Source organism: Micromonospora sp. NPDC050417 (assembly GCF_044458865.1).
In the GTDB taxonomy this organism is placed as follows: domain Bacteria; phylum Actinomycetota; class Actinomycetes; order Mycobacteriales; family Micromonosporaceae; genus Micromonospora_G.
Genome location: NZ_JBITIH010000009.1, coordinates 23,507 through 37,376, shown reverse-complemented (window position 1 = coordinate 37,376; position 13,870 = coordinate 23,507). Strand labels below are relative to the sequence as shown.

Below are 13,870 nucleotides of genomic sequence, written 5' to 3'. Positions count from 1 at the left end.
TCCCATGTCGTACCCTGGGCGTTCTTCCCGGCCGGGACCGCGCGCCGCTGGCACCGGAAGATCAGGCGGGTGTCCCGCCCTCCCGCGCCCGCCGGGCCGCGTCGATCCGGTCCCGGGCGCCGTCCAACCAGCGCTGGCAGATCTCGGCCAGCCGTTCGCCACGCTCCCAGAGCGCCAGAGACTCCTCCAGCGACGTCCCGCCGGTCTCCAACCGCTCGACCACCGAGGCCAGCTCGGCCCGCGCCTGCTCGTAGCTGAGCCGCTCGTCCGGTGCGGTGGTGCGCTTCTGCTCGTCAGTCATCGTGTCCCATCTCGGTACGTACGGGTCAGGCGTCCACGGTCGCGGTCAGCGCACCGTCGGCGAGACGGATCCGGAGTTGGTCGCCGGCGCCCACCTCGCCCGCCGCGCGTACCACCTGCTCGTCGGAGCGCTGCACGATGGCGTACCCGCGTTCGAGGGTGGCGGCGGGGGAGAGCGCACGGAGCCGGGCCACCGTCTGTCGCAACTCTCCGCCGGCAGTGGTCAGCCGGTGGTCGAGGCAGCGCCCGGCCCGGTCCCGCAGCGCTCCGGTCTCGGCCGTCCGCTGGTCGAGCATGGCCTCCGGGCGGGCGAGCACAGGTCGGGACCGCAGCCCGTCGAGCCGGTGCGACTCCCGGTCGACCAGTCCGCGTACGGCCCGGTCGAGCCGGTGCCGGGCCTGGCCGATCAGCCGCTGCTCCTCGGCCAGATCCGGCACGATCCGTTTCGCCGCGTCAGTGGGCGTGGAGGCGCGCAGGTCGGCGACGTAGTCCACCAGCGGCGCGTCACTCTCGTGCCCGATCGCGCTGACCACCGGCGTACGGCAGCCGAAGACGGCCCGGCAGAGCGCCTCGTCGGAGAAGGGGAGCAGATCCTCCACCCCGCCGCCGCCCCGGGCCAACACGATCACGTCCACGCTCTCGTCCGCGTCGAGTACGCGCAGCGCGTCGATGATCTGCGGCACCGCCGTCGGCCCCTGGACGGCCACGTTGATGGTCCGGAACTCCACCGCCGGCCAGCGGCGTTGGGCGTTGAGCAGCACGTCCCGTTCCGCCGCCGAGGCGCGGCCGGTGATCAGCCCGACCCGGTTCGGCAGGAACGGCGGCCGTCGCTTACGGGACCGGTCGAAGAGCCCCTCGGCGGCGAGCAGCTTCTTCAGCTTCTCCAGCCGGGCCAGCAGTTCACCGAGCCCCACCTGGCGGATCTCGTCGGCCCGCAGGCTGAGGGTGCCGCGCCCGGCGTAGAACTCGGGCTTCGCGTGTAGCACCACCCGGGCGCCCTCGGCGAGTTCGGGTGCGCCCGCGTCGAGCACGTCCCGGCTGGCGGTCACGGTGAGGCTGAGGTCGGCCGACGGGTCGCGCAGGGTGAGGAAGACCGTGGCCGCGCCCGGCCGGCGGCTGATCTGGGCGACCTGGCCGTCGACCCAGACCCAGCCAAGCTTGGCGATCCAGGCACTCACCTTCTGGCTGACCACCCGGACCGGCCACGGCTCTTCGGGGGTGCTGCGCCCGGCGGCGGCCTCGGTCATCCGGCCAGCCTACGGTGGGCCGCGCGGGGCGCCGGTCCGCCCCGCCCCACCCGTACGTGACCGACGGATGCCGCGCCGGCCCGCTGCGCCACCCACTGCGCCGGCCCGCTGCGTCACCCACTGCGCCGGCCCGCTGCCCCGGCCCGGATCGGCACGTAGACTGACCCGTGTGATCGAGGCTGAGGCGACTCCCGAGACCCGCAAGCGTGTGCTGCTGGCCAAGCCGCGTGGTTACTGTGCCGGCGTCGACCGGGCGGTGCAGACCGTCGAGGAGGCGCTCAAGCTCTACGGCGCGCCGATCTACGTGCGCAAGCAGATCGTGCACAACAAGCATGTCGTCTCGACCCTGGAGCAGCAGGGAGCGATCTTCGTAGAGGAGAACGAGGAGGTCCCCGAGGGGGCCACCGTGATCTTCTCCGCGCACGGGGTCGCACCCGAGGTGTACGAGCAGGCCAGGCAGCGGTCGCTGCGTGCGATCGACGCGACCTGCCCGTTGGTCACGAAGGTGCACCACGAGGCGCGGCGGTTCGCGGCCGACGACTACGACATCCTGCTCATCGGCCACGAGGGCCACGAGGAGGTCATCGGTACGGCCGGCGAGGCCCCCGCGCACATCCAGCTCGTCGATGGGCCGGACAGCGTCGACCAGGTGACCGTACGAGACCCGTCGAAGGTGGTCTGGCTCTCCCAGACGACGCTCTCGGTGGACGAGACGATGGAGACGGTGGCCCGACTCAAGCAGCGGCTGCCGCTGCTCCAGTCACCGCCGAGCGACGACATCTGCTACGCCACCTCGAACCGTCAGCACGTGGTCAAGCAGATCGCCGCCGACTGCGATGTGGTGATCGTGGTCGGCTCGCGCAACTCGTCGAACTCGATCCGACTGGTCGAGGTCGCCGTCGATGCGGGTGCCCGGGCCGGCTACCTGGTCGACTATGCCTCGGAGATCTCCGACGAGTGGCTGGCCGGTGCCACCACCGTCGGGTTGACCTCGGGTGCCAGCGTTCCGGACGAACTGGTCATGCAGGTCCTGGACCACCTCGCCGAGCGGGGTTTCACCGATGTGGCCGAGGTGACCACCGCCGACGAGCGGCTCACCTTCTCGCTGCCGCAGGAGTTGAAGCGCGACATGAAGGCCGCCGCCGCGGCCCGTTCCGTGCAGGCTGCCGCGCTCGCCGCCAGCGCCGGCAACGGCTGAGCGGGCACCCGGTGCCGCCCGGCGAGCACGGCACGCGGATCCCGTCCCGCCCGGGACGGGACGGGACACGTGGCCCCGTAGCAGTGCGGTGGAACGTACGGGGCGGTGCCGCCGTCGGAGGACGTATGAAGTCGATTCGGATCGGGCTCCCCGCGGTGGCGCTCTGCGTGGTTCTCGGCGCCTGCGGTGAGTCCGCGACCCCACCCTCGGTCAACCCCTCAGGAGGACCGTCGTTGTCTACCGTCAAGCCCAGTGACCCGAACGCCGAACCGCCGCTGCCGCCGGCCAACTCCACCGCCCCGGCCAGCCCGCGTCGCCCCAGCCCGGGGTGGTCGCCGAGCGGATCGGCGGCCCCGACCGGCACGCTGACCATCACCGGAGTGATCACGCAGGGGGTCGAGTCCGGCTGCTTTCTGATCGACAACTACCTACTCGTCAACGGGCCACGCGAGCAGGTGCGCGCCGGTGCCCGGGTGACCGTGACCGGGCGGCTCCAGCCCGGTCTGATGACCACCTGCCAGCAGGGCACACCCTTGGTGGTGGAGAGCGTCAAACCGGCCTGAGCGGTCGACATCACCCGATCGAAACGTGGAGCCCGCCCCCGATCGGGGACGGGCTCCACGCTTTGCCGTACCGGTGGTTAGTTGACCGAGCCGATCGTCACGACGCTGCGGCCGACGATCGCGCCCTCGTTGGTCACGACCTGGAGCTCACCGAAGAGCTGCCGGCCGGCGGGCGGTGCGCTCAGCACCGTGACCGCACCGGTGGTGCTGCCGGTGGAGCCGTTCTTCGGCAGGGTCACCCAGGCGCCCGGGGTGGAGATGTTGCCGAGCGCCGCCGAGTAGAACACGTCCCGGTAGTCGTACGCGGTGGTGCCGGCGGGTACGTCGTACCCGTCGATCTCGACCGTGTAGACGCCCGCGGCCGGGTTGACCAGCGAAACCGCTTCCTCGGAGTCCCCGTCAGCGGAACGGCCGACCTCCGCCCCGTTGCGGAAGACGAAGAGGTCCAGGTCGGCACCGGCATCGGCGGTGTTGCCGATCACGATGTCGAACCGGGTCGCACCCGCCGGAACCGTCACGTCGAAGGTCTGCACGTCGTGGTGGGCGATGGTCCGACGCTCCGACGCGGAGCTACCGAGCGAACCGCCCTGGCCGGTCACCGTCACCGGGCCGTAGGTGTTGCTCAGCGACCAGGTGACCGGGGTCGGCTGACCGGCGGTGACGCTGGGCAGTTCCACCCCGGACGGGTTCACCGCGACGCCCTGGACCCGGGCCTGGAGCGTGAACGGGTTCTCCAGCAGCGGTGACGTCCGGCGGGACTCCACCTGGATCTCCCAGACACCCGGGATCGGGTTGTGGTACGAGCGCTCGTCCGGCTTGCAGACCGCCACGTCGGAGAAGTTCGAGTAGCAGTTCAGGCTGGAGGTGCTCTCGACCGGAACGCCGTACGGGTTGTTCGCGATGAACCGGGTCTGTGAGCCGGGGGCGACCCCGGTCAGGTTGACCTGCAACGCCGGCGCTCCCTCGGGAACGGTGACGAAGAAGGACTTGGAAAGGTTGCGGTCCACCGTGCCACTGGCGGCATAGTCGAAGTTCGGCTTGGTCGGCACGTTGGAGATGACGACCGTGTTCAGGAACTCGAAGTCGACCGCCGCGGTGGCCGGGTCGTCGACCTGCATGATGGCGCTGTGTGCGCCGTATCCGGCCCGCACCTCGACGGTGAAGGTCACGGTCTTGTTCAGCGGCAGGATCAGGTTCTTCGGCGCGTTACGGAAGATGTTGTCGTTGCCGACCCAGCGCACCGTGTGCTTGATGTCCTTCTTGGCACCGGTGGTACGGGTGACCTTGACGGTGTACTTCTTGGCCACGTCCGGCCGCTGACCGCCCTCGGTCACCGCGCACCGGTTGTAGATCCCGGCGCCCTTGTCCGGCGTCACGAGGCCGTCGGAGAGCGGGGTGCAGACCGGTGCGGAAACCTCGTAGCCGCGCACCTCGAAGCCGGCGTCGAGCAGGTCCCAGGCGCCCGGCACGTTGAACCGGCCGTTGCCCTGGCCCTGCGGGCTGACCCCGTCGATCCAGGTGGCGGAGGAGTAGATCGCCCGGCGGAGCTTCGTCGGGGAGGCGTCCGTGCCGGTGGCCTTGGCCGCCGAGAGCAGCAGCGCGGCGGCCCCGGTGGCCTGCGGCGAGGACATCGAGGTGCCGTTGATCATCTGAATGCCCGGCGGAAGCGAGTAGCCGGCCTCGGCGACGGGTGCGCCCGGCTGCCACATCGGCGTGGTCGACAGAGCCGAACCCGGAGCGGTGATGCTCGGCTTGAACGCGCCGTCCTCACGCGGGCCGCGCGAGGAGAAGTTGAACAACTGGTACGGCGTACGGGTGACCGAGCCGTAGTTGGCGAGCCAGGTCTCCTGGCTGATGCCGGCGGCGACGCTGACGACATCGGTCGCGGTGGACGGGTCGCCGAGCGTGTTCACGCCGGGGCCGTCGTTGCCGGCCGAGATGAACAGCTGGACGCCGTAGTCGCGGATCAGGTCGTTGTAGAGCCGCGCGCGGGCGTTGTTGCCGTCGTTCAGCGTCGGCAGGCCACCGATCGACATGTTGACCACGTCGACGCCACGGTTGACCACCAGTTCGACCATGCCGTCGGTGAGCGCGGCGGCGGTGCAGCCACCACCCCAGGTGCAGGCGCGGGCGGAGACCAGCTTGGCGCCGGGGGCGGCGCCGTCGAAGTTGGCGTTGCCCAGCATGTCGTTGGCGGCGGTGATGCCGGCGACGTGTGAGCCGTGCTGGTCCTCGATGATGCCGATGTTGACGAAGTCGGCGACGCCGGGCAGGCCGGCGGGGGTCGTGTCGACGTCTTCGCGGTACTCGACCACGAACGGGATCTGGTCCCGTACGGCGGTGGCCGGGTTGTCGGTGCCGAAGTGCCCGATGTCGTAGCGCTCTCCGTACGGTCGCATCACCGGGTCGTCATTGAAGTTGCGGTTCTGGTTGGCGTCGACCCGGATGTCGTGGCTCACCGGGTCGTAGAGGACGCCGAAGGCGTCGGTTCTGTCGCCGTCGCGGTTGACGTCGCCGTCGGGGGCGCTGCCCGCGGTGATCGACTCCGAGAACCGGTTGATCTTGTAGGTGCCCGCCGGGGCGGTCCAGCTCGTGCCGCCGTAGTTGAAGGCCGGGCCGGTGACGTCGGTGAGCATGGCCCGCCAGGTGCCGTCACTGTCGAACAGCGGGTCGGTGGCGGTGAACCAGTCGACGATCTTGCGTTCGCCGGTGGTGGTGGTCTGGAGTGCCGGGTTGTCCAGGTCGACGCCGGAGTCCATGATGCCGATCGTCACCCCCCGCCCGTCCCACTCGGGGTGCGCCTGCTTGAAGGCGACCGCGCCGGTCTCGCTGGTCGGCATGTACGGGTTGACGGCGGGCGTGTCCGCCCCCGGCCCGCTCGCGGTGACCGCAGCCGTGGCGCCTGCCTTCACCGGCTCCGGCTTCGGCTGCTGAATCACCTCGTCCAGGTCCATCGCGGCGACGCCGGGCAGCTTGGCGGCCTCCAGCACGGCGCTGGTGGGCACGCGGGCGCGGACGTAGCCGACCGCGTCCACCTGCTTGCCGATGACGCCGCCGAGCTTCTTCAGCTCCGCCGCGACCTCCTTGGCCTTGCCTTCCTCCGTCGCCACGATCACCGTGACGGACTGTTCACGGTTGGCCTTGGCTGCGGCGAGCAGCTCGTGATCGTGGGAACCCAACGTGTCCGTGGGGGTCCCCTTGAGAACGTCGGCTTCGGTCGACGGGTTGGCGCTGGCGGTCGTGACACCACCCGTCAGTGTCATGGCGCCCGCCGCCACGACTGACGCGAGGAGGCCGGCGGAGGTGCGCCGACTCCAGGTACGGGGTTTGCTCACGTTCTCTTCCTCCAGAGAACAGGGCCCTGAGAAACAGGGCACGTGTGAGCGCATCTTTCGCGTCTGGTCGATCCCTGTCACTACCCCGGAGTCCGTTGTGACCAGCCCGTGATATTGACCGAATGGAATTCATATATTTCTATGCTAGTATTCGGCTACTCTGTGTAAGATCCAGACTGGTCGGTATCGGTCAGCTCCGGAGCCTGGAGTTGTCGGGTGGTCAGCTCGACCTGAGCCGGTGCGGCCAGCTCCTCACCAGAGACGCCAAGGTCTGCCAGCTTGCGTGCGCTCACCAGCACCCGAGACTCCAGGGAGCCCACGGCGCGGTTGTAAGCGGTCACCGCCCCACCCAGCGAACTGCCGAGCTTCGCCACGTGTTCACCCAGAGTGGACAGACGTCCGTAGAGTTCCCGGGCCAGCGTGTGCACGGCCACCGCGTTGCGGGCGAGAGCCTCCTGACGCCAGGCATACGCCACCGTACGGAGCAGGGCGACCAGGGTGGCCGGGGTGGCGAGCACGATGTTGCGGGTGAAGGCGTGCTCCATCAGAGTCGGGTCCCGCTGCAGCGCGACATCCAGGAACGGGTCGGCCGGGACGAAGAGCACCACGAACTCCGGTGTCTGCGCGAACGCCGACCAGTACGCCTTGGCCGACAGGGCATCCACGTGGGCGCGCAGGTGCCGGGCGTGGTTGTCCAGGTGCGCGTCCCGCCCGCGCTCGTCCCGTGCCTCCATCGCGGTCAGGTACGCCTCGAACGGCGCCTTCGCGTCCACCACCACCGACCGGCCGCCGTGCAGCCGGACCACCAGGTCGGGGCGGACCACCTGCTGGTCCGTGGCGGCGGTGACCTGCTCGGCGAAGTCGCAGTGCTCCAGCAGCCCGGCGGCCTCGACGATCCGGCGCAACTGGTGCTCACCCCACCGGCCCCGGACCTGCGGTGCGCGCAGCGCCGCGACGAGCTGTTTCGTCTCCGTACGCAGCTCGCCGGAGACCGCGCCCATCGACCGCACCTGCTCGCGCAGTTCGGCGTACGCGTCCACCCGGTCGCGCTCCAACTCCGCCACCCGTTGCTCGTACCGGCGCAGGGTCTCGTGTAGCGGAGCCACCGCCCGGGCCACCGCCTCCTGGGACTGCGCGGTCGCCTCGTAGGAGAGCGCCCGCATCGACTGCTCCAGCCGTCCCTCGCCGTCCCGGGTGGCCCGCAGGGTCGCGTCCAGCCGGGCGATCTCGGCGGCCGAGCGGGCGCGGGCGGCGAGCCAGCCGAGCGCACCACCGGCGCCGAGACAGACGAGCACCACGAGCACCGTCGAGACTCCCACGCCGCTGAGCATGCCAAACGCGTACGACACCGGTGTGACCTGGATCGCCGGTAAGGCGGACCGGTTGGCTGGCGGAGCTACCGTCGTACGCATGGTATGGGTCTTGGTTCTGCTGGTTCTGCTGGTCGGTGGCGTCACCTGGTGGCGGCGGGAGACCACCGCCCGGCAGGCGCGTGAGCTGGCCGACGCACGGGCTGACGCGGTGCGGTGGTACGAGCGGCTGGGCGGTCAGGTGCTGGGTCTGCGGGGCGACGAGCCGGCGGTCCGGCAGGCGCTCAGTGACGCCGGGGAGCGCTACAACGCGGCCGGTGGTCAACTGGAGCAGGCCCGCTCTGCCAAGCAGTACGAACTGGCTCGGGAGACCGCGCTGGAGGGATTGGCGTACGTCCGCGCCGCCCGGGTCGCGCTCGGCATCGACCCCGGCCCCGAGCTGCCGCCGCTGGCCGCCTCCCGGGGCGCCGGGTCGCTCACCCGGGAGCGCGAGGTCAACGTCCAGGGACAGGTGTTCCGGGCCGGGCCGCAGCCGGGCGCCGGTACGCCCTACTACTACCCGGGCGGTCGCTACCAGGGCCGACCGGTTCCCTCCGGTTGGTATTCGACCCCCTGGTGGAAGACCGGCCTGGCGGCCGGCGCCGGCGTGGTCGGCGGCATGTTGATCGCGGACGCGCTCTTCTCGCCCGCCTTCGCCGACCCGGGGTACGGCTACGACGCCGGTTACCAGGAGGGCTTCGCCGACGGGACCGACTCCGGTGACGTCGGCGCGGACGGTGACGGTGGTGCGGCCGGCGACGGCGGTGCGGGCGACGCCGATTACACCGATGTCGGTTACGACGGTGGTGGCGACTACAGCGCCGCCGACTACTCGGCGGACTCCGGCTTCGGTGGTGCCGACTCCAGCGACTGGGGCGGTGGCGGCGACTTCGGTGGCGGCGACTGGGGCGGCGGCGACTTCGGTGGCGGCGACTTCTAGCCCCACCCTCCCGGGTGGTTCGGGCTAGCCCGCCCGGCGATGGTAGGGCTGGCGGGATGGTCGGAGCGCCCCGGACCAGGCAGAGTCGGCAGGGTGAGCGCAGACACCCACACCGTGACGCCATCCCGGCCCGGATCGGCCACCAGTTGGCTTGGCAGCCTTGCGGCAGCCGCGCTGGCGGTGGCCGTGGTCACCGTGACCGCGCAGTCAATCGACCGGTTTCACTGGTGGGCCGGATTCATCCTGGTCCCCGGCGCCCTGATCGGCGCGACCGGAGGACCGTTGCTGGCCCGGGGTGGCGGCCGGGCCTTCGCCGGATATCTGGTGGCCTGTGTCGGCGGGCTGGTCTTCGCGGTCGGCGCGTTGCTGATGCTCGGCGTGATGGGCCGGGGATGGCCGTTCATGATCATCTTGCCGTCGCTGGCGGTCGCCGGCACGTACGGCTGGCACCCGGCACACCCGCTCGCCCGCGCCGCGCACCGCACGGTGGCGATGCTCGCGCTCGGCGGGGCAGCGCTCGGGATCACCTTCCTGCTGTTGCGCAACGGACGGATCGAATTCGGCCAGACCGACTGGTGGGGCGGGTTCATGATGCTGGCCGGAGTGATCGTTTTCCTGAACGCGGTGGAGCTGACCCGGCACCGGATCGCGTACCGCTTGCAGGCGATCACCCTGCTCCTCGGACCCGCCGTGATCACCTTCCTGCTCGGGCTGCGGTTCCTGCGCGGCGACTGGCCGTACTGACCCGTGGTGTCGCTGTAGTGCTGGCCGGAACCGCCGGTCAGCGGCGTGCTGACCGGCGGTTCCCGGAAGCTTCCGCGGTGCGGTGACGTGGCCGACCCCGACGTCAACTCGGGTCGAAGTCGAACTCGCCGTCCTTCGCGCCGCCGATGAAGGCGTCCCACTCGGCGCGGGTGTAGAGGATCACCTGTCCGTTTGGCTCCTTGCTGTGCCGTACGGCGATCCGCCCCGACCCGTCCGCGAGCGGCCCCGCCTCGACACAGTTGTTGCCCGCGTTGTCGCTCTTCGAGCTGATGTGCCAGGCGGCCTCGATCCCGCTCATGCCCACTCCTTCATGATCGTCGTGATCAGCTCGGCCGACTCGGTCGCGGGCAGCGCGACGGCCCGTAGTCGGTCGTATGCCTCGATGAATCGTTTGCCGGCCGACGACTCAAAGTAGAACCGCCCGCCGAGGTTTTCCTGGTAGCCCACCGAGCCGTACGGCTCGGGCAGTCGGATCGCGATGAACTGGCCCCAGCTTCCGTCCGGACGTGTCACCGTGGGCGGCAGCACCCGGACCTCGATGTTCGGACGGCGACCGACCTCGATCAGATGAGCGAGCTGATCCCGCATCGTCGATCGGCCACCGACCTGGTGGCGCAGAACCACCTCCTCCACGATCGCCGAATAGCGGGGCGGCGTCGGCCCGCTGAGCACCTGCTGTCGGGCCATCCGCCTCTCGACCCAGGGTTCGACGGCGTTGGCGGGTGCCCTGAACTGCCGGACTATCGCCTTGATGTAGGCCGGAGTCTGTAGCAGACCGGGAATGACCATGGGCGTATAGGTGCCGATCAGTTCGGCGCGGCGCTCCAACCAGGTGAGGCTGACGGCGGTCTCGTCGTAGATGGAGCCGGTCAGCTCGGTGTCGAAGATGTCGATCCGCCACGCCTCCTCCTGCTGACGGAGCAGCCGTGCCCGCACCTCCGGGTCATACACCTGATAACAGTCGAGCAGGCCGAGCACGTGGTCACGCTTGAACGGCCACTCGGCCCGCTCGAACCGGGCCAGGCCCGAACGGTCGATGCCCAGATAGCCGGCCGCGTGCTCCAGGGTCATGCCCTCTTGCAGGCGAAGCTCACGAAGTTGCTCGCCGAGCCACTGGCTGCGCAGCGTCGGCGGTCCCGGTTGACGAGTGGTGCGGGGCATGGTCCACCTTCCCAAAGAGACTCCACGGGAACACTTGCTCCAAGTCCACGGCCCGGCGAATCTCGGCCGTGGAGGGAAGCATCAGGTGGTTGCATCGGGCTCTATCCCGACGCGGGCCTCAAAGAGTGGCGGACACTCGTAAACAGCTTGTCGAAAGGTTTATCACGGATGTCATCAATGGCGCGACCCCCAATTTGTGGGCGCCCGCTCGCGGGTGTGCGGCGCCCGCCTGCGGGCGTTAGGAAGGGCCCCTTGTTATACAAAAAGCGATAACAAGGGGCCCTTCCTTACACTCAGAAGGCGGAGGCGATGACCAGTTCGGGGGCGCGGTCGGGGAGGAAGTCGAGCTTGGCGATCCGGCCGGCGGATCGCAGGTCGTCAGCGACCAGCGCCAGTTTCTCCAGCACCTCCGCCGGTCCGAGCGCCTCCGCGAGCGGCACGTCGGTACGCATGGAGAGCTTCCGGTCCGACTTGGCCCGGCGCACCTGGGTCAGCGCCGCCCCGGCGAGCCGGAGCAACTCCGGGTCCCCGTCCCGGGCCGCCTGACTCAGCTCGTGCGTGGTCGGCCAGGGCGCCTGGTGCACCGAGCCGTACCGCCACCAGGACCAGACCTCCTCGGTCACGTACGGCAGGAACGGGGCGAAGAGCCGCAACTGGGCCGAGAGTGCCGTGGCGAGCGCCGCCCGGGCCGAGTCGGCACCCGGACCGGAACCGTAGGCCCGTTCCTTCACCAACTCGATGTAGTCGTCGCAGAAGGTCCAGAAGAACGACTCGGTGGCCTGGAGGGCGGCGGTGTGGTCGTATCCGTCGAAAGCGGCGGTGGCGGTGCCGACCACCGTGCTCAGCCCGGCGAGCATGGCCCGGTCCAGCGGCTCGGTGACCTCGGCCCGCAGCGCACCCGCGGCGCCCAGCCCGAGCGCGAACTTGGAGGCGTTGAGCAGCTTGGTGGCGAGCCGCCGGCCGACCTTGATCTGCGCCGGGTCGAAGGCCAGGTCGGTGCCGGGTCGCCCGTTCGCCGCCCAGTAGCGCACGGCGTCCGCGCCGCTCGACTCCAGCAGCGACATCGGGGTGACCACGTTCCCCTTGGACTTCGACATCTTCTTCCGGTCCGGATCGAGGATCCAACCGGAGAGGACCGCGTCCCGCCACGGCAGCACGCCGTGTTCCAGGTGCGCGCGGACCACCGAGGAGAAGAGCCAGGTACGGATGATCTCCTGCCCCTGGGGGCGCAGGTCCATCGGGAAGACCCGGGAGAACAGGTCCGGATCGGTCTCCCAGCCGCCGACGATCTGCGGGCTGAGTGACGAGGTCGCCCAGGTGTCCATGACATCCGGGTCGGCGGCGAACCCGCCCGGTTGGCCGCGCTGGGTCTCGTCGAACCCGGACGGCACGTCGCTGGATGGGTCAATGGGAAGCGCGGACTCGTCCGGCGTGAGAGGGTGGTCGTAGTCCGGCTCGCCAGCGTTGTCGAGCCGGTACCAGACCGGGATCGGCACCCCGAAGAAGCGTTGCCGGCTCACCAGCCAGTCGCCGGTCAGGCCGCCCACCCAGTGCTCGTACCGGTGCCGCATGTGCGCCGGCACCCAGTTGAGGTCCGTGCCCCGGGCCAGCAGCTTTTCCCGAAGCTCGGGATCCCGGCCGCCGTTGCGCAGGTACCACTGCCGACTGGAGATGATCTCCAGTGGGCTGTCGCCCCGCTCGTAGAACTTCACCGGGTGCGTGATCGGTTTCGGCTCACCGATCAGGTCGCCCCCGGCGGCGAGCATCGCCACCAGTTCGCGGCGGGCCGCGTTCACCGTCCTGCCGGCGAGCGGCGCGTACGCCACCGGGTCCACGCCGGCGGGCGGTTCGGGCAGCAGCCGACCGGTCCGGCCGATCACCACCCGGGTCTCCAGGTGCAGGTCCCGCCACCAGGTCACGTCGCTCAGGTCGCCGAAGGTGCAGACCATGACGAGGCCGCTGCCCTTGGTCGGCTCGGCCAGCGGATGCGCGTGCACCGGCACCTCGACACCGAAGACCGGTGTCCGCGCGGTGCCGCCGACGAGATGGGCGTAGCGGTCGTCGTCCGGGTGGCAGACCAGCGCCACACACGCCGGCAGCAGCTCCGGTCGGGTCGTCTCGATCTCCACGAAACCGTCGACCACGTCGGCGTCCCCGGCGACGCCGGGGGTGGCGACCGTGAACCGGAGCCGGTGGTACGCCCCCGGTCGCTCCCGGTCCTCCAGTTCCGCCTGGGCGACCGCGGTGGCGAACCCGACGTCCCAGAGCGTCGGAGCCTCGGCCTGGTACGCCTCGCCCCGCGCCAGGTTCCGTAGGAACGCCCGCTGCGACGTCGCCTGGGCGTGCGTCCCGATCGTCGTGTACGTCAGCGACCAGTCCACCGAGAGCCCGAGCCGCCGCCAGAGCGCCTCGAAGACCAGCTCGTCCTCACCCGTCAGCAGGGTGCACAACTCGACGAAGTTGCGCCGGGAGATCGGGATCGGGTTCTTCCGTGCGTCGTCGCTGACCGGGGCGGCCGGCGGCTGCCAGTCCGGGTCGTACGGCAGGGACGGCTCACAGCGCACGCCGTACACGTTCTGCACCCGGCGCTCGGTGGGCAGGCCGTTGTCGTCCCAGCCCATCGGGTAGAAGACGGTCCGGCCGCGCATCCGCTGGAACCGGGCCACGGTGTCGGTGTGGGTGTACGAGAAGACGTGCCCCATGTGCAGCTCACCGGATACGGTCGGCGGCGGGGTGTCGATCGCGTATACGCTCGCCCGATCCTTGGACCGGTCGAACGCGTACGTGCCCTCCTCCTGCCAGCGGCGCGACCAGGTCTCCTCAAGTCCGTCCAGGGTGGGACGCTCGGGGACACCGGCGCGCGGGTTCCTCGCCGTATCCGTCATGACCCGATGTTACCGAGCCCTCGATACCGTCCGTGACCGGCAATACCGACATTCGGGATGCGTGGCCCCGCCACCGCAGTCGCCCCATCACCGAAGCCCCATCACCGAAGCCCCATCACCGAAGTCC

The 13,870-nt window shown here is 70.3% G+C and carries 11 protein-coding genes; 4 read left to right on the top strand and 7 right to left on the bottom strand.

Annotated features, from left to right (window positions below):
* Window positions 1-61 precede the first annotated feature (61 nt).
* Window positions 62-301 (bottom strand): exodeoxyribonuclease VII small subunit, encoded by a 240-nt coding sequence (locus ACIBF5_RS13670; RefSeq protein WP_396811353.1) that lies wholly within the window; start codon window positions 299-301, stop codon window positions 62-64.
* Window positions 302-326: 25 nt separating this feature from the next.
* Entirely contained in the window at window positions 327-1,547 is a 1,221-nt protein-coding gene (xseA, locus tag ACIBF5_RS13665) for an exodeoxyribonuclease VII large subunit (protein ID WP_396811352.1), read from the bottom strand.
* A gap of 160 nt (window positions 1,548-1,707) precedes the next feature.
* Between xseA and ACIBF5_RS13660 the strand changes: the two genes are divergently transcribed.
* Window positions 1,708-2,745, top strand: coding sequence for a 4-hydroxy-3-methylbut-2-enyl diphosphate reductase (locus ACIBF5_RS13660; protein ID WP_396811680.1), 1,038 nt, complete (start codon window positions 1,708-1,710; stop codon window positions 2,743-2,745).
* A gap of 125 nt (window positions 2,746-2,870) precedes the next feature.
* The gene (locus tag ACIBF5_RS13655) at window positions 2,871-3,308 is read left to right on the top strand and encodes a hypothetical protein (protein WP_396811350.1); all 438 of its coding nucleotides are present in this window, start codon (window positions 2,871-2,873) and stop codon (window positions 3,306-3,308) included.
* Between the two features lie 77 nt (window positions 3,309-3,385).
* Here ACIBF5_RS13655 and ACIBF5_RS13650 read toward each other — a convergent pair whose 3' ends face one another.
* Both ACIBF5_RS13650 and ACIBF5_RS13645 read right to left on the bottom strand, forming a co-directional pair.
* The gene (locus tag ACIBF5_RS13650) at window positions 3,386-6,643 is read right to left on the bottom strand and encodes a S8 family serine peptidase (protein ID WP_396811348.1); all 3,258 of its coding nucleotides are present in this window, start codon (window positions 6,641-6,643) and stop codon (window positions 3,386-3,388) included.
* Window positions 6,644-6,798: 155 nt separating this feature from the next.
* Window positions 6,799-7,974: a DNA recombination protein RmuC gene (locus ACIBF5_RS13645; protein WP_396811679.1), complete on the bottom strand. Its 1,176-nt coding sequence runs from the start codon at window positions 7,972-7,974 to the stop codon at window positions 6,799-6,801.
* Window positions 7,975-8,053: 79 nt separating this feature from the next.
* On the opposite strand from ACIBF5_RS13645, the gene ACIBF5_RS13640 reads away from it, so the two are divergent.
* The gene (locus ACIBF5_RS13640; RefSeq protein ID WP_396811346.1) at window positions 8,054-8,932 is read left to right on the top strand and encodes a hypothetical protein; all 879 of its coding nucleotides are present in this window, start codon (window positions 8,054-8,056) and stop codon (window positions 8,930-8,932) included.
* 93 nt (window positions 8,933-9,025) lie between these two features.
* A complete protein-coding gene (locus tag ACIBF5_RS13635; protein ID WP_396811344.1) occupies window positions 9,026-9,676 on the top strand; it encodes a hypothetical protein in 651 nt (216 codons plus the stop codon).
* A gap of 103 nt (window positions 9,677-9,779) precedes the next feature.
* Here the strand turns inward: ACIBF5_RS13635 and ACIBF5_RS13630 are convergent, their stop codons facing one another.
* The 3 genes from ACIBF5_RS13630 to valS all read right to left on the bottom strand — a co-directional run bounded on the left by ACIBF5_RS13630 (window position 9,780) and on the right by valS (window position 13,743).
* Window positions 9,780-10,001, bottom strand: a complete 222-nt coding sequence (locus tag ACIBF5_RS13630) for a DUF397 domain-containing protein (RefSeq protein WP_396811343.1) — start codon at window positions 9,999-10,001, stop codon at window positions 9,780-9,782.
* On the bottom strand, window positions 9,992-10,858 hold the full coding sequence (locus ACIBF5_RS13625; protein WP_396811341.1) for a helix-turn-helix domain-containing protein: 867 nt from the start codon (window positions 10,856-10,858) through the stop codon (window positions 9,992-9,994). Before ACIBF5_RS13625 ends, ACIBF5_RS13630 begins: the two co-directional genes overlap by 10 nt.
* Window positions 10,859-11,151: 293 nt before the next feature.
* On the bottom strand, window positions 11,152-13,743 hold the full coding sequence (gene valS / locus ACIBF5_RS13620; RefSeq protein WP_396811339.1) for a valine--tRNA ligase: 2,592 nt from the start codon (window positions 13,741-13,743) through the stop codon (window positions 11,152-11,154).
* Window positions 13,744-13,870 lie beyond the last annotated feature (127 nt).

Coding starts and splice junctions, on each gene's coding strand:
- ACIBF5_RS13640 (WP_396811346.1), top strand. CDS start 8,054: ATGGTATGGGTCTTGGTTCTGCTGGTTCTGCTGGTCGGTGGCGTCACC.
- ACIBF5_RS13645 (WP_396811679.1), bottom strand. CDS start 7,974: ATGCTCAGCGGCGTGGGAGTCTCGACGGTGCTCGTGGTGCTCGTCTGT.
- xseA (WP_396811352.1), bottom strand. CDS start 1,547: ATGACCGAGGCCGCCGCCGGGCGCAGCACCCCCGAAGAGCCGTGGCCG.
- valS (WP_396811339.1), bottom strand. CDS start 13,743: ATGACGGATACGGCGAGGAACCCGCGCGCCGGTGTCCCCGAGCGTCCC.
- ACIBF5_RS13655 (WP_396811350.1), top strand. CDS start 2,871: ATGAAGTCGATTCGGATCGGGCTCCCCGCGGTGGCGCTCTGCGTGGTT.
- ACIBF5_RS13670 (WP_396811353.1), bottom strand. CDS start 301: ATGACTGACGAGCAGAAGCGCACCACCGCACCGGACGAGCGGCTCAGC.
- ACIBF5_RS13625 (WP_396811341.1), bottom strand. CDS start 10,858: ATGCCCCGCACCACTCGTCAACCGGGACCGCCGACGCTGCGCAGCCAG.